This is a genomic window from Actinomadura chibensis NBRC 106107 (assembly GCF_001552135.1).
Classification (GTDB): Bacteria; Actinomycetota; Actinomycetes; order Streptosporangiales; family Streptosporangiaceae; genus Spirillospora; species Spirillospora chibensis.
Genome location: NZ_BCQP01000017.1, coordinates 216,384 through 232,275, shown reverse-complemented (window position 1 = coordinate 232,275; position 15,892 = coordinate 216,384). Strand labels below are relative to the sequence as shown.

The window sequence follows — 15,892 nt, the reverse complement described above, 5'->3', positions numbered from 1 at the left end:
GGACGGATGCGATTCCCATGGCCCGTCGAGATGCAGTACTTCGTCAGCATGCTGTCCGACCGGTGGCGGCGTCTCAGGGAGGCCGAGCCGGACCGCGGGGTCGAGACCCTCGAAGTGATCATCTGGGCCGCCGTGCTGACCGTGGCGGCCGTCGCCGCCGGCGCGCTGGTCGTCTCGAAGATCAACAACCGCGCGTCGCAGATCAAATGAGGGCGCGGTGGCCGCTTCGGAGGGAGCCCGGTTCCCCCGGGGACCGGGGCTCGGCCACCCTGTCCTACGTCGTCATGTTCCCCTTCTTCCTGCTGCTGATCGGGACCTGCTTCCAGGCGGCCCTCTGGTACTCGGCGCGCAACGCCGCCCTGGCGTCGTCCCAGGAGGGGCTGCGCGCGGCCCGCGCCAGGCAGGGCGCGCCGGGCGCGGGCGAGGCGGCCGCGCTCGCCTTCGCGGCCGAGGTCGCGGACGGCCAACTGCTGAACCCGTCCGCCCGGGTCAGCGTCGACGGCGACCAGACGGTCGCGGTCACCGTCACCGGGGAGGTCTGGTCGTTCGTCCCCGGCCTGAACATCCGCGTCACCCAGGTCGCGCGCGGGCCCAAGGAGCGCTGGACGCCCGCCGGGGAAGGGCGCCGATGACCCGGCGCCGCGCGACCGCCGACCGGGGCACCGCCACGCTGGAGGCCGTGATCTGGGCCCCCGTGCTGCTCATGTTCGCCGGGCTCATCATCGCCGCGGGCCGGATCGTCGTCGGCGGCGGCGCGGTCGAGGCGGCGGCCCGCGACGCCGCCCGCCAGGCGTCGCTGGCGCGGACCCCGTCCGCCGCCCGGTCCCGGGCCCTGGCCAGCGCCGAGGAGGCGCTCCACCGGCAGGGGCTGCAATGCGACCCGACCGTGGCGGTGGACACCTCCGAGTTCGGCCGGCCGCCGGGGACGGCGGCCGCGGTGTCGGTCACGGTCGAGTGCGTCGTCCGGCTCTCCGACCTCGTCGTCGCGGGGCTGCCCGGCGCCCGGACGATGCGGGCGTCCGCGGTCTCGCCCATCGACCCGTACCGGGGCAGGTGATCCGCGTGCGCGAGGTTCCCGAGGACGGCCGGCGGCGCTCGGACGCCGGGTCCTACTCCCTGCTCGCCATCGTCCTCGGCTTCATCTTCCTGCTGCTGGTCGGCATGGTCTACGACCTCGGCGGCAAGCTCCGCGCCGGCCAGCGGGCCGGCAACCTCGCCGAGGAGGCCGCGCGGGCCGGGGCCGGGCAGATCGACCGCGACGGCGCCTACTCCGGCGGCCGCCTCGTCGTCGACCGCGCCGCCGCCGTCCGCGCGTCCCGCGCCTACCTCGCGGCCGCCGGCGAGAGCGGCTCCGTGACGCCCGTCGGCGCCACCAGGATCCGGGTGACCGTGACGGTGACCCAGCCGACCGTCCTGCTGTCCATGATCGGGGTGGGTCCCACGCGGGTGACCAGAACGGCGACCGCGGACCTGCTCACCGGAATCGAAGGGCCCGGCCGATGACGGCGTTCCCCGCTCGCCCCGTCCAGCTGCTCCGCGGCCTCGCCGCGCTGCTCACCCTGGTGCTGATCGTCGTCGGCACGCCCGCGCTGCTGCTCACCGTCGCCCCGCTCCCGCTGCCGTCCGGCCTTCCCACGCTGGACGAGGTCACGACGACCCTGACCAGCCGCGACGACGGCACGCTGTTCATCCGCGCGGTGGCCCTGGTCGCCTGGGGGGCCTGGGCGGTCTTCACCACCGGGGTGCTCGTCGAGATGGCCGCGCAGGCCGGCGGCCGCCAGGCGCCCCGGCTGCCCGGCATGGGATCGCTGCAGCGCACGGCCGCGAAGCTCGTGGCGGCCGTGCTGGTGGCGGTCGGCGTCGGCGCCCCCGCCGCGATGGCCGCCACCCCGCCGGTGGCGGCCCCGACCGCGCCGCACACGGCGCCGCCCGGGCCCGCCGACGTCCCGGCCGCGGAGAATCGCCTCGGTCAGCCCGTCCGGTCCCCCGCACCACCGGAAGGGCACACCAGGATCGTCGACCGCGGGGACACGCTGTGGGGCATCGCCGAAGACGAATACGGTGACGGCGACCGGTATCCCGCCATCTTCAAGGCCAGCAAGGACATCGACCAGCCCGACGGGGTGCCCCGCCTCACCGACCCCGACCGCATCTATCCCGGTGCGCGGCTGATCATCCCGAAGACCGGCAAGCCGACCGACCCCGCGCCGCCACAGAAGAAGCCACCGCAGAAGAAGCCACCGCACAAACAGCCGGGCAGTTCACCGTCTGCGGAACGCCCGCCGCAGACCCCGCCCCCGGCCACCCAGCAGCCCACGACTCCACCTCCGTCGTCCCCGGCGCCCGCGGAGGCCGGGAGGGCGGGTGGTCCGGCGGCGTCTCCCGCGTCGCCGACGCCGACCGGGAACGGGCAGCGGTCGGCGAAGCCCGCCGCACCCGACATCAGGACCGGCGACGACGGCGGCGAAAGAGAAGAGTCGTCGGTCTCGGCGCGGACGGTGCTCGGGTACAGCGCGCTCGCGGCGGCGGGGCTGCTCGCCCTGCTGGCCCTCAAGCGGCTCGTCCAGCAGCGGCGCCGGCGTCCCGGCCAGCGCATCCGGGTGCCCGAGACCATGAGCGACTCGGAGATGGACATGCGGGCTCAGCAGGAGCCCGCCTCCGTCGAACTGCTGGACACGGCGCTCCGGTCCCTCTCGCTGCGGCTCGGGCGGACGGGCGGCACGCTGCCCGTCCTGCGCGGCGCCCACGTGACCGGCGAGACGGTGGAACTCCTCCTGGCCGAACCCGCCGCGCCCGTCCCGCCGTTCGTCACAGGCTCCACCGACCGCCTCTGGAAACTCGACCGGGACAGCGAGGCGCTGCTCGACCCCGACGATCTCCAGGACGTCCCGTCGCCCTACCCCTCCCTGGTGACGGTCGGTTTCGACCGGGCGTTCACCCACGTCCTCATCGACCTCGAAGCCGCCGGAGCGGTGACGCTCACGGGCGGCGACCGTCACGTCCACGAGGTGCTCTCGGCGTTCGCGCTGGAGATGGCCATCAGCCCGTGGGCGGACCACATCGTCATCACCTGCGTGGCCTTCGGCGCGGAACTGCCCCGCGTCTTCGGCACCGGAAGGCTGCGGTACGCCGAGACGGTCGACGAGGCCCTGCGCGACTTCGAGGCGCGGGCGCGGGAGGTCAGCGAGGTGCTGGCCGACGCGCGGATCGGCTCCGTCCGGCAGGCGCGCACCGAGCAGGTGGCCGACGACTCCTGGACGCCGCAGGTGATCCTGTCGTCCGTCCCGTTCGGCGCCGAGGAGGTCATCCGGCTGCGCGCCCTCGTCGAGCGGGACGGCGCGGACAACCTCGCCGCCGTGATCGCCGCCGGGGACGGCTCGGGCCCCGAGCTCCCGGGCCACTGGACGCTGGACACGACCCCGGACCGAACCGTCGACATCGACCCGTTCGGCCCGGTGACGATCCAGCGCATCACCTCCGACCAGTACCGGCAGCTCGTCTCCGACCTGAGCATGGCCAACGACGAGACGGGCGTCCCGCACCCGGACTGGCAGGACGTCCCCCCGGAACCCGGCGAGGACGACGTCCGGGTCGCCGGACGCCCGCTCGACCCGGAGCAGCCCGACGAGACCCTCATCGACCGGGCCGCCCAGGCCGTCCGCGAATCCCCCGCCGCCGACGCGTCGCTCCTCCAACGCGAGCTGCGGATCTCCTACGAGCAGGCTTCGAGGCTGATGAAGGAACTGGCGACCCGCGGCGGCGCCGACGGCCCCGCCCCGGAGCCCGACCTCGATCCGGGCGCCCCGGACATCAGGGTCCTCGGCCGGGTCGAGATCGGTGGACGCGACGTCAACGACGTCGAGCCCGGCAAGCGCAACCTGCTCCCCGAACTCGCCGCCTACCTGCACCTCAACCCGGGCCGCACCGCCGAGGAGGTCAGCCGCGCGCTCGGCGGGGCCCGCGGCCCCTGGTCGCCCTCGACCCGCGCCAGCAACATGTCCCGCCTGCGCGCCTGGTTCGGCCGCGACGCCGCGGGCAACGTGTACGTCCCCACCCAGGGCCAGGGCCGCCTGTACACGCTCAGCGGGGTCGGCTGCGACTGGGACCGCTTCCAGGCCCGCGCCCGCCGCGGCCTCGCCCGCCTGAAGACCGGGGCGGAGGACCAGGGCATCGACGACCTGCGCGAGGCCCTGGCCCTGGTGCGCGGCCAGCCGTTCGCGGGCGCCGGTCCGACCTCCTACATCTGGGCGGAGCACCTCAAACAGGAAATGCTCTCCGCCATCGTCGACGTCGTCCACGCCCTCGGCGTCACGTTGACCGGCCGGGGCGACGCCGCCGACGCCCGCACCGTCATCACCCGCGGCCTCGACATCGAGCCCGGTTCCGAACTCCTCTTCCGCGACCTGATCCGCGCCGAGCACCGCGCCGGAAACGCCGCCGGAATCGACCACGCCACCGAACGCTTCCTCCGCAACCTCTACGACCTCGGCCTGGAAATGGAACCCGAGACCGCGGACCTTCTGACCCGCCTCCGTGCGCCCGGCCGCGTCCGCCAGAGCGCGGCGTCGAATGCGAGCCAGAACTGATCGGAGCGGCGCCCGGGCCCGCACCGGATCGGCTGCCTGAATTCCTCTGAATCCGTCGCGTCCACCGTTGGCGGCGGGCTTGTCACGTTAGTGGTTCCCACCCTCTTCTCTTGGGTGAGAGCGAAAGCCTCAAAGGGCAAAGAGCCACGAATGCGATGGCAGCTTCACAGGGGTGGAAATTGTCGACGAACGGCAATGGCAGGGCGCTGCCCGAAGAGGGTTCCGAGGACGGTGAGCTCTGGTTCATCGGCGTCGCGGTGGTGGCGGCGGTCTTTGCGGTGGCGTACGTGTTGGGGCTGGCGGTGTGGCTCGCCGGGCAATTGGCGAGCCTGCTGTCCGGGAATGGCTGGCCGGCCGCGTCTCCGAACGACGCGCTGGGCATACTCGCGGGGGTTTACGAGCATCCCGGCGATCCCGGGCGCGCGTGGCCGTCCGGCGGCGACGAACTCGGGCCCGGCTGGCTCGTCTATCTGATCCTTTGCGCGGCGCTCTCGCCCATGGTGTACGCGGGCGTGCTGGTGGTGCGATTGGGCCTGAACTACCGGCGCCGCAGGGAGTTCCGCCGATTCCGTCTCGGTTTCGCGTCCGGGCGTGAGATACGCAGGACGCTGAGCGCGTCGGTCGTCGTCCGGAAGGCGAAATCGGTGCGGCCGTCATTGGCCGGAAAACGCAACATCGATCCGCTGCAGGTCGGCTACTACCTGGGCACGGACATCAGGTCGAGGCAGCGACTCTACGCGTCGGTCGAGGACGTCTTCATCATCCTCGCGCCGCCGCGGCAGGGAAAGGACGTCCACTTCTGCACGCCGTTCACCATCGACGCCCCCGGTCCGTGCATCGTCACCTCGACCAGGTCCGACGCCTTCACCAACACCTATGCCATGCGAGCGCGCACCGGAACGGTGCACGTCTTCGACCCGAACGGCATGACGAACTGGCCGGAGCGGCTGCGCTGGTCGCCGGTCAACGGATGCGAGGCGGCGCTCGTGGCCGAGAACCGCGCGACCTCCATCGTCACCGGATCGGGCGTGAGCCTCACCGGGAACGGCGCCTTCTTCGCCAGCGGAGCCATCAGGATCGTCCGCTGCTACCTGCACGCGGCGGCGGTGGGCGGCAAGTCGATGCGGGACGTCGTCACCTGGTCCACGCAGGCCTCGAACCCCGAACCGGTCAGGCTCCTGCGCCAGGGAGAGGCGGAGGGCACCGCCGTCCCGGGATGGGCGGCCGAACTGGAGGCGCTCATCGCGACGGACCCCAGGATCAAGGCCGGGTTCTGGGCCAACGTCACCCAGGGGCTGGCCTGCTTCTCCGATCCGGGCGTGCTGGACGCGTGCTCACCGGGCGCCGCCGAAGAATTCGATATCGACGAATTCCTGTCCGGCCGCAACACCCTCTACATCCTCGGCAAGGACCAGAAGAACGGCAGCGTGGCGCCGGTCGTCACCGCGATGATGGAGGACCTGTTCGAGAAGGCGCGGAAAAGGGCCGCGCATATGCCGGGGAGCCGGCTGGATCCGCCGTTGACGATCGAGCTGAACGAAGCCGCTCATATCGCTCCGATGCCGAATCTGCCCGCCTACATGGGAGACTCCGGGGGTTTCTCCATCGCTCTGCACGTCTATCTGCAGTCCCTTTCCCAGGCGCGGGCGCGCTGGGGCGAGCACGAGGCGATGATCATGTGGGACAACGCCGCCGTGCGGGTCATCATGGGCGGCGCCGGAAACGTCGACGACCTTGACGACATCTCCCGGCTGATGGGGGAGACGTGGGAGGACCAGCGGACGAAGTCCTACGGCCCTGACGACGTCGAACGCGGGTCCTCGACCCGGAAGTTCCGCCGCCGGGTGCTGTCGGCCGAGGAGATCCGGACGCTGAAGTTCGGAACGGCCGTCATGGTCGCCCGGTCGGCGCGGCCCGTGGAGGCGAAGCTGCTGCCCTGGTGGAAACGCCGGGACGCCAAGTTGATCGGCGCCGGCAAGGCGGCGACCGAGAAGCAGATAGCCGGACACATCTCGACACCCTGAGGCCGGAGATGATGGGACACAGTCGGCTTTTCCCAAGTGACAGCGGAAGCGGGCGTCCGGCGCTGGGCGCGGAACTCGCGGGGCTCGTCGCGGCCGCCGAGTACGCGGAGCGCACCGGCGTGTGCGACACCCGGGAAGGCGTCGCGTTGGCGCGGGCGGTGCTGCTGAGCCGGGAGTCGGGTTCGCACGCGGACGTGGTCTGCACCGCGCTCGCGACGTCGGCCGGCCGGCCAAGCGCGGAATTCCGAGCCGTTTACGCGGGCGCGGCCGAAGCGTACGGCATCGATCCCGACGTTCCGGTCGACCAGGTGGCCGACCGGCTCGAAGAAAGGGGAACGGACCTCGGCCAGGTCACCGAAGCCGTCATCCGTTTCGAGAGCTGCAAGTACCTGGGAATGGTCTGGCGGATCAGCCGCCGACTCGCGATCGACTACGAGCGGGACGCCCGGGAGTTCGTCGGCGAGGGATGGCGCGGCCTGCTTCTCGCGCTCCGCAGATACGACCCCTCGCGCTGCGAGTTCTCCACGTACGCCGCTCACCGGATAGCGGGCACGATACGCGACAGCATCCGGGACGAGTCCCCGGTGCCGAAACGGCTCCTGACGATCATCCGCAAGACGGCCAGGGTCGAAGAGGAGCTCACCGTGCGGCTGGCGCGGCGGCCGACCGCCATGGAGACCGTCCAGGCGCTGGGCGAGCACGCGAAATACCTGCGGCTGCTGCCGCGGTTCGCGCCGCCCGCCTCGCTCGACGAGTTGGGGGAGGGCGGGGCGAACGGCCGCGAGCCGCCGTCCGAGCCCGTCGCGCCGCTCCGGCGGGACGCGGCCGACGCCGCTCTCGACTCGGTATGCCGGCAGGCCATCCACTCCGCCCTGTCCGGGCTGCCCGAAGAGGAGAGCACGGCTATTCGGATGCTCTATCTGGAAGAGCTCAGCGGCCCGGAGGCGCAGCACCGCAGCGGGGTCTCCGCCCGGCTGATCCGGGTGCGCGCCGGGCGCGGCCTGGACAAGTTGCGGTGCACGCCCGAACTCGCCGGCTGGCGATGACGTGAGGGAAGGCCGGGGACGCTCATGAAAACCGCGATTCTTCTCATCGGGGCACCCGCGACGGGCAAGAGCACGCTCGCCCGCACCCTCGCGCTGTGCTTCGGCCTGCCGGTGATCTCGATCGGCGACCTGATCCGGGAGAGGCGGCGGACCGATCCGGCCTTTCGGCGGATGACCGACCGGGCCTTTCACGGGCACGAGGCATTCGGGGGCGGCGCCTACGACGACCTCGTCGCTCCCGAGGTGGAAAGGCTGGCGGCGCTGTCGCCCGTCATCGTCGACGGCGGTCCGGGCATCGAGGGCGTGATCGACCGCGTCCGCGACGTGAGCTGGCCGGTCGTCGAGCTCACGGCTCCGGCGGGCCACCGGGAGTCGCGGCGGTCCGAGCGGTCGAAGGCCGAAGGCCGGCCGGACGACCGCGCCGACTGGTTCGAGCGCAGGGCGGCCGTCTACCGCCGCTGGCGCTCGGCGTTCCACGTCGGGCCCGACGCCCTAAGAATCGACACCGCGACCCACGACAGCGGCAAGGCGGCGCTCGTGGCGGCCTCCTGGATCTCCGTGCGGCTCGTCGGACGAAACGGCGGTAGCCGATTCGACCGCAACGGCCCTGCGAGACCCGGGAAGTGGAACGACCCGGTCCTTCTGGTGAAGCCGGGATTCCATTACCGCACCAATGACCTCATGGCGGCGATTGAGAGGGTTCTCCTTCAGTACGACCTCCATGTCACGGACACCAAGGTGTGGGAGGGCGGTACCCCGCAAACCCGGAACAGTTGGATCGCCCATCTCGGAGATCATTTCTTCTGGTCCTCCGCGGGGTCGAGGCTCGACCCCTCGGGAAAGGTCGGCGGTTTGGAGCGCGCACGGAGGCACTCCGTTGCCGAGGTGGCAGCGCGCTGGCAGAACGCGAGCCTTCGGACGAAGGTGGGGCTCGGCCGCTGGGAGGCGCTTCTGGAGACCGGGGAATGGATGGTCAACGGTCACGTCCCGAAGCTCTACGAGGAATTCACCTCGACCGGCTCCATAACCCTTGCGCTGCGGCTCACCCGTGGCGGGGAGAGGCACTGCTCCTGGCGGCGGCTGCGGCGGTCGCTGCTCGGCGCGACCGATCCGGCCGAAGCCGATGCGGCGAGCCTGCGCGGACTCGCGCGCGCGGGGCGAATTCCGCTGCACGGGCGTGCCGTCACCTTCGGCAACAACGCCTTCCATCTGTCGGCGGGACCGCTTGAGGCGGTACGGGAACGACGTATCTGGGGGCTCGAATCCGCGGAATCAGCAGCCGAACCGGAGTGGAACGGATTTCAACCCGACGCCGGCATGCGCTCGTGGTTCGAAATGAGTTACGAGTCGGACGCGGGCAGAGCCGAACTGCTGCGGCTGTGCGACGTCACAGCGTACGGGAGATAGGAAGAGGCCATGGCGGCGGAGAACATTCGTGACGCGGATTGGACGAAGGCGCACACCTATCGAGGAATGGGGCCCGGCACGCGGCTGACCCGACCCCGCAATATCGCCGACCACCTGGAGTACAGGGCGCGGAAGACGCCGACCGCGCCGTTCATCACCGAGCTCACCGGCGGCAACGCGACCGGCCGCACTTACCGGGACGTATGGCGCCTTTGCATCGCCGCGATGGGACGCATCAAGGCCGCGGTTCCCCCCGACGCCCGCATAGGAGTGATCACAAGGAACGACAGCCGAACCGTCGCCCACATCATGGCCGCACTCGCTCTCGGCAACAGCGTCGTGCTCATCAACCCGGCCGATCCGGTCTCACGCAGCACGGCCCAGCTCGACGCACTCGGCTGCGAAATGGTGGTGGACTGCGCCGGAACCGGCACGATCCCCGGCGCGGTCGCGGCCGATGACCTGGGCGTCCCGGACGGGTCGGCGGAACCCGGTCCCTTCGCGCCCGGCGGGGACCGTCCCGCCCTCATCTTTCATACGACCGGGAGCACCGCCACGGCGAAGCCGGTACTCCAGAGCCACTACAACGTGCTGGTCAACAGCGGGGCGCTCGCGGAACTCCACGGCCTTTCCACCAGGAAACTGTTCGGCTGCCTGCCGGTCTGCTACGCCAACGGCCTCGACCTCAGCGTCATCGCGACGATGATCGCCGGCGGTCATCTGGTCCTCGCGGACGCCTTCGACCCGTTCACATTCTGGCGTGCGGTCCATCGGCACGGCTGCGACATCGCGAGCGTCGTGCCGTCCATGCTCGACGCCCTCACCGAGGGCGGGCCCGCCGGGGCGCCCATCGGCCTCGGCTACTTCATCTCGGCCGCGTCCGCCCTCGAACGGTCCACCGCGGAGACCCTCTGGCTCCGGCACGGCCTCAAGGTCATCCAGGGGTACGGGCTCTCCGAGACGACGAATTTCTCGACCTCGCTCCGCCCGACGATCGGGGACCGCGACTACCGGACGCTCGTCACCGAAGCCGAGATTCCGTCCGTGGGCGCCGCCGTTCACGGCAACGAGGTGTTCGTCGCCCGAGAGGACGGCACGCTCGCCGCGGAACGCGAAATCGGCGAGGTCTGCATGATCGGGCACAACGTCATGACCGAGTACATCGGCAACCCCGAAGCGACGGCGCGGGCATTCGAGGGCGGCATGTTCCACAGCGGTGACCTGGGCTACCTGGAGACCGTCGCCGGAGAACCCCAGCTGACCTTGGTCGGCAGGAAGAAGAACATGGTCAAGGTCGGCGGCGCCGCGGTCGGGCTGGAGGAGATGGAGCGGACCGTGCTCCGGCTGCCGTCCGTGCGCGAATGCGCGGCCTACAGCTTTCCATGGCGGCCCGGGCAGATGCGCATCGGCCTGGCCGTCGTCCCCAATGGGCGCACCAGTAGGGAGGCCATCGAGAAGGAACTCGGGCGGTGGTTTCGGCGAGAGCTGATGCCCAGCCGAATCGAATTCGTGGCGGAGATTCCACGGACCGCCAACGGAAAGCTGCTCCGGCACGAGTTGGCCGCCCGGCCGATTCCGGAGACCGAGCCGGCCGAGTCGTGACCAAAGGGGGAGAGTTGCGCGCCACGGGTTCGTCTGACAGCACCATCTGCTTCGTCGGTCTGGGCACGTTCGGGCTGCCCATCGCACTTCATTGCATGAACGCCGGTTTCGAGGTGGTCACGCTGGACACCGGCCACGACCGTGCCGGACGAAAAGCGCTCGCGGACGCCGGAGCCGGTGTCCTGTCGCCCGCGTCCCCCGAGTGCGAGGCGATGGTGCTGTGCCTCCCGGACGCACGCGCCGCGCAGGACGTCGTCGAGCGGTACCGGGACCGGTTGCCCGCACTGATCGTGGACCTGTCGTCGCACAGTCCGGGAGCCGCCCGCCGGCTGCACGCCCTTTGCGCGCGGGCCGGCTCCACCTATATCGACGCACCGGTCTCCGGGTCGGTGCAGGACGCCGCGCAGGGCGGGCTCACACAATTCATCGGAGCCGACCGGGGAGCCGATGTGCTCGCCGACGCCATTATGGAGACCGTCGCCGACAAGAGGTTCTACTTCGGGCGGGTCGGCCATGGCCAGGGCGTCAAACTCGTCAACCAATTGGTCCACATCTCGAACGTGGCCGTCCTGGGCGAGGGGCTCCGGCTCGCCCGCTGCCTGGGACTACCGGCGAGCGGCGTCCTGGAAGCGCTCGCCCATGCCTCCGCGGACAGCGCCATGCTGCGCCGCTTCGGCGATCGCCTGGTGGGCCCGGACACGTCGGCGGCCGCCTTCAGGACGGCGCTGGCGGCGAAGGACATGCGCAACGTCGCCGCGGAGTACAGGGCCGCGAAAGGCGCGGACCTCCCCATCCAGTCGATCGTGCGGGAGGCGCTGGAGTCCGCCGAAGCCGCCGGATCGGCGCGGGAGAACTTCACCCGGCTGATCGAATTCCTGCCCGGAACGGCGGCCCGCCCTTAACCCGGCCGACTCCGTCGATCCGGAAATACTTGACCGTTGGGAGAGGAAGACGTGCTCCTTCTCGGCTACACCTATGAGACGGCACAGAGCGTGAGGGTCAGACTACGCGACGCTGCCGCGATGGCCGGAGAGCGGACCGCGGCGATTCGCCGCGACGCCGCCGCCCACCAGGTTCCCATCTCGTGCGGGGACCGGAGCCTCACCATAACCGCGTGCAGGGAACGGGCGGGCCAAAGGCAAGGCGACTCCCTGTTCGCCGCGCTCGACCGTTACGCCTGGATACTCGACGGAAGCGGCGCGGACGGAGCCGACCTGGAACGACTGGCGGCGGGCACGGAGCTTTCGGCGCACTTCCGGTCGCTGACCAGGTTCAACGAGCTCGAAATGGCTGACATCGCTCAGCTCAACCCCTTGATATACCGCGTGGCGGCCGACTTCGCCGGCCGGGAGTTCGGCAATGCCGCGGTGCTCATTCGTGATCACGCGCTGCTGGAGAAACTGAACCTGGTCCGCGCCTTGCTGAACCACGGGATACCGGCGCACCGGCTCTGCTTCCTCAGCAAGCCGGACAACACGCGGTACCGGGAACGCACGTTGAACAGCATGCGGGACCTCGGCGTCACCGTCGTCGAGAACGCGAACCGGACCGACTTCGCCGACGTGTGCGAACGCATGTTCAGCGCGCTCGAATCCGCCGGCCCCGGGCGCCTGATCGCCGTCGACGACGGCGGTGAGCTCATCGAATACCTGTTGGACGGCGGCCCCCGCCGGGTGCCGTTCATCTCGGTCGAGACGACGGCCAAGGGGATGAAGCTCCTCAGCCGCCGCGGCTACGGCGAGGCCGTCGTCAACCTCTCCGACTGCCACATCAAGAGCAGGCTGAGCAGGGCCATCGCCTCAAGCTGCGTCAACGCGTTCTGGCGGCTGATGGCCCACGAGCCCCTCGACGGTCAGTGGTGCCACGTCATCGGCTTCGGCCGGATCGGCAGCCAGGTCGCGAGCATGCTGAGCGCGCTGGGGATGAGGATCTCGGTGTCCGAGCCGCGCGCGGACAGGCGGGGCGAGGCGACGGCGGCGGGCTTTCTGGCGCGCGAGTCCGTCGAGGAGTGCCTGCGCGAGATCGACCACCGGTACGTCTTCGGCTGCTCCGGGGAAACGGCGATGGGGCCGACCGAGCTGAAACTGCTGGGCGGGCGAACGGTCATGGCGAGTATTTCCTCCCAGGACTTTCGCCTGTTGCGCGCCGAACTGGAGGGCGACGGGGCTCGGCTGGAGCCCATGCCGTACGGCGATTCCTACACCACGTCCGGCGGCAGGGAGGTGGTCGTCCTCGGAGACGGGCACGCGATCAATCTCTTCAGATCGGAGGGAGTGCCCGAGCCGGACTTCGACGCCTTCTGCGCGCTGGTTCTCGGCGTGTGCCTGGAACTGCTGTCGGCGGATCCGGCGTCCACCCAACTCGATCCCGAGGTCGTGGCCGAGCGAGTGGGGATCTCGTGATGGAAACGGATCCGCGTGAACCCGCCGCTGACCGGCGGTTCGTCGTCTGCATTCCCACCTACCTCGAAGCGGCGAGCATCGAGAGGGCCACAAGGCTCGTGGACAGGGCGATAGCCGGGTCCCGGTATCGCGATGCCTGCCTGCTGGTCAATGTGGACAACAACTCGCCGGACGGGACCGCCGCACTGTTCGCCGCCACTCCGACGCGAACGCCTCGCCGGGTCATTACGTGCGACGCCGCGGAAGCGGGAAAGGGACGCAACCTTTTCGCACTGTTCCAGTTCTGTGTGCGGGAGGGCGCCACCGCGGCCATGACGGTGGACGCCGACCTGGAAGAGGTCGGCGAGGAATGGGTGGACCGCTTCCTGGGAGAAGCCGGCGGAGCCGACATGGTGCTTCCCGTGTACCCGCGGAGGTGGTACGAGGGAAGCCTCACCAACCAGGTCGTCGTGCCCTTGATCTACGCGGCCACGGGAAACGCGATCCGTCAGCCGATCGCCGGAGAGTTCGCCTTCTCCGCCCGCTTCATGAAGCACATGACCGGGGTGCCATGGCCGGCCGACGCGTGGGCCTACGGCGTGGACGTCTTTCTGACGATGACGGCCTTGGCGACCGCCGAAGTCAGCCAGATCGGGCTTCGCACGGGCAAGGTGCAGCCTTGGCGCAGCCGCTCCGTTCCAGGGGTCGAACGCGAGTTCCCGCCCAAGTTTCGGCAGGTAGTGAACACCTTGCTGGCGTGTCTGGGCGATGCTCCGCGGGTCGGCCGCGGTCACGTGCCGATCCCGCCCGCCACCGCCGAGGCCGTGTTCGAGACCCAGGATTGCGACCTGGATTTCATGAGAAAGGTCTCCCGGAGCGCGGCCGCGCGCATGCGCGGAAAGCCGGAATGGACGGAACTCGGGATCGGATTCCTCGGCGAACTTGACGACCCGTCGTGGGCGCGAGTCCTGAACCAGGTACTGGAGTGGGCCCGGGCCGGACGGCTCACCGAGGACCGGCTATCGGCGTTCTGTGCGGCCCTCTTCGTGCGGATCGCACACGTGCAGCCTCGCCTCAAGGGGCTGTCGCAGGCCGAGATCGACGAACACGTCTGGAGCCTTGGCCGCGCGGTGGCCGATCACGCGCGGACGGTTTCACACGGTCACCACACTGCTTGAGACGGAGAGAGGAAACCCGTGAGCACCGTGCTGGGAATTCATGGACATCCGGACTTCGGACATGACGGCGGCGTGGCCGTCGTCAGGGACGGCGCCGTCCTGATAGCGGTCGAAGAGGAGCGAACGAGCCGGCGGAAGCGCGCTCGCAAGACGCTTCCCAGCACCGCACTGCGCGAGGCCCTGACGTGCACCGGCCTCGACATCAGGTCCGTGGACGTCGTCGCGTACCCGTGGCAACCGAAACTCTTCGGGGAGTCCGAGCGCGACTTCGTCGAGGTGATCCAGGCTTGGCTCGCCGACGCGTGCGACGTCCCGGCGCACGCCCTTCCGCCGCTCGTCTTCGTCGACCACCACCTGGCGCATGCGGGGGTCGGGATGGCGTATGCCGGAGACCACGGGAAGGCGGCGATCCTTGTGCTCGATGGGCGAGGGGAGTGCTGCTCCGGCGGGGCCTATGTCGCCCAAGGCGGGACCGTCGAAAAGGTGTACTCGGTCGACCTGCTCGGCTCGCTCGGCCTGTACTACGAGGCGCTGACCCAGAGCGCCGGCTTCACCTGGGGTGAAGAGGGGAAGACCATGGGGCTCGCCTCCTATGGCCGCGATCTCGGGAACCTGCCGGCGATTCCGGACGGACGGATCGAGGCCGATGTGGCGCCGGCGCAGAGCCGGGCGGACGCCAAGGCCGCCTACAACGCCGAGCGCCTGCGGCTGTCCCGGCGGATCCGTGCGGACTTCGGCGCCTGCGACACCTTCAGGCAGCGCGCTGACCTCGCCGCCACGGGTGAGGCGCGGGTGCTGGAGCGCGTGTCGGCCTGGAGTGAGGAGCTGCTCGCGTTCACGGCCGACGTGCCGACCCTGGTCCTGTCCGGGGGCGTGGCGCTGAACTGCTCGATGAACAGCGTCATCGGCCGGCTGGCCGCCCGACGGGGAACGGCCCTCGTCGTTCCGCCGCCGGCCGGTGACTCCGGCATCGCGCTCGGCGCGGCCTGCGCCGTCAGCGCCTCGCTGGGCGAGCCCGTGGTGCTGCGCGACGCCTACCTCGGCCGGTCCTTCGGCTCCCTGGAGACGGCGCGCCTGCTGCGCCGGCAGGGCGTGGAGGTCGCGGACGCCACGCCCCGCGAGATCGGGCAGCGGTTGGCCGCCGGCGAGGTGGGCGGGTGGTTCGACGGCGCGGCGGAGGCCGGGCCGCGAGCGCTCGGCCACCGGTCCGTCATCGCGGTGCCGAACTCCGAGGCGATCCGCGACAAGATCAACTATCTCAAGGGGCGCGAGTCCTGGCGGCCGCTCGCGCCGTCCCTGACCCGGCGGGAGTTCGACAGGTCATGCGACGGGACACCGAACGCCCACATGCTGATGACGGTCATGATCAAGGAGAGCGCGAAGGACGCCCTCCTCGGCGTCCGCCATGTCGACGGCAGCGCCCGCCCCCAGGTGGTCGACGACCTCGACGGCTCGGGGTACGGCACGCTGCTCCGGGAGATGGGCGAACTCACCGGGACCGAGGCCGTGACCTGCACTTCGTTCAATGCCGCCGGTGAGCCCATCGTCCACGGCCCGGAGGACGCGCTCGCGAGCGCCCGCGCGATGGACCTGGACTTCCTGGCGGGCGAAGGGTGGGTCGTGCCGCTGCGGTAAGGCGGCGCGGCGGCCCGCGGAGTGGCCGGCCGG

The 15,892-nt window shown here is 70.7% G+C and carries 13 protein-coding genes; all 13 read left to right on the top strand.

Going from position 1 to position 15,892, the window contains the following annotated elements:
• Positions 1-6 precede the first annotated feature (6 nt).
• The 13 genes from ACH01S_RS11450 (at position 7) to ACH01S_RS11390 (ending at position 15,859) form a co-directional block, all read left to right on the top strand.
• Positions 7-210, top strand: coding sequence for a hypothetical protein (locus ACH01S_RS11450; RefSeq protein ID WP_067889103.1), 204 nt, complete (start codon positions 7-9; stop codon positions 208-210).
• Between the two features lie 74 nt (positions 211-284).
• The gene (locus ACH01S_RS11445) at positions 285-632 is read left to right on the top strand and encodes a pilus assembly protein (RefSeq protein ID WP_148344095.1); all 348 of its coding nucleotides are present in this window, start codon (positions 285-287) and stop codon (positions 630-632) included.
• On the top strand, positions 629-1,057 hold the full coding sequence (locus tag ACH01S_RS11440) for a TadE/TadG family type IV pilus assembly protein (RefSeq protein ID WP_067889098.1): 429 nt from the start codon (positions 629-631) through the stop codon (positions 1,055-1,057). Before ACH01S_RS11445 ends, ACH01S_RS11440 begins: the two co-directional genes overlap by 4 nt.
• Positions 1,058-1,062: 5 nt before the next feature.
• Complete coding sequence (locus ACH01S_RS11435; protein ID WP_067889782.1) at positions 1,063-1,503, top strand: pilus assembly protein TadG-related protein; 441 nt, start codon at positions 1,063-1,065, stop codon at positions 1,501-1,503.
• On the top strand, positions 1,500-4,586 hold the full coding sequence (locus tag ACH01S_RS11430; protein WP_067889095.1) for a BTAD domain-containing putative transcriptional regulator: 3,087 nt from the start codon (positions 1,500-1,502) through the stop codon (positions 4,584-4,586). The genes ACH01S_RS11435 and ACH01S_RS11430 overlap by 4 nt, the downstream gene beginning before the upstream one ends.
• Positions 4,587-4,696: 110 nt before the next feature.
• Positions 4,697-6,610 (top strand): type IV secretory system conjugative DNA transfer family protein, encoded by a 1,914-nt coding sequence (locus ACH01S_RS11425; protein ID WP_148344094.1) that lies wholly within the window; start codon positions 4,697-4,699, stop codon positions 6,608-6,610.
• A gap of 8 nt (positions 6,611-6,618) precedes the next feature.
• The gene (locus tag ACH01S_RS11420) at positions 6,619-7,656 is read left to right on the top strand and encodes a sigma-70 family RNA polymerase sigma factor (protein ID WP_083980566.1); all 1,038 of its coding nucleotides are present in this window, start codon (positions 6,619-6,621) and stop codon (positions 7,654-7,656) included.
• A gap of 24 nt (positions 7,657-7,680) precedes the next feature.
• A complete protein-coding gene (locus ACH01S_RS11415) occupies positions 7,681-9,063 on the top strand; it encodes an AAA family ATPase (RefSeq protein WP_067889086.1) in 1,383 nt (460 codons plus the stop codon).
• 9 nt (positions 9,064-9,072) lie between these two features.
• Entirely contained in the window at positions 9,073-10,665 is a 1,593-nt protein-coding gene (locus ACH01S_RS11410) for a class I adenylate-forming enzyme family protein (protein WP_083980565.1), read from the top strand.
• 14 nt (positions 10,666-10,679) lie between these two features.
• Positions 10,680-11,567 carry an NAD(P)-dependent oxidoreductase gene (locus ACH01S_RS11405; protein ID WP_169809248.1) on the top strand — a complete coding sequence of 296 codons (888 nt, stop codon included), beginning with the start codon at positions 10,680-10,682 and terminating at the stop codon, positions 11,565-11,567.
• A 36-nt stretch (positions 11,568-11,603) separates the two neighbouring features.
• Positions 11,604-13,067: an NAD(P)-dependent oxidoreductase gene (locus ACH01S_RS11400; RefSeq protein WP_148344093.1), complete on the top strand. Its 1,464-nt coding sequence runs from the start codon at positions 11,604-11,606 to the stop codon at positions 13,065-13,067.
• Complete coding sequence (locus tag ACH01S_RS11395; RefSeq protein ID WP_148344092.1) at positions 13,067-14,224, top strand: glycosyltransferase; 1,158 nt, start codon at positions 13,067-13,069, stop codon at positions 14,222-14,224. The genes ACH01S_RS11400 and ACH01S_RS11395 overlap by 1 nt, the downstream gene beginning before the upstream one ends.
• Before the next feature lie 18 nt (positions 14,225-14,242).
• A complete protein-coding gene (locus ACH01S_RS11390) occupies positions 14,243-15,859 on the top strand; it encodes a carbamoyltransferase C-terminal domain-containing protein (protein WP_083980563.1) in 1,617 nt (538 codons plus the stop codon).
• Positions 15,860-15,892 lie beyond the last annotated feature (33 nt).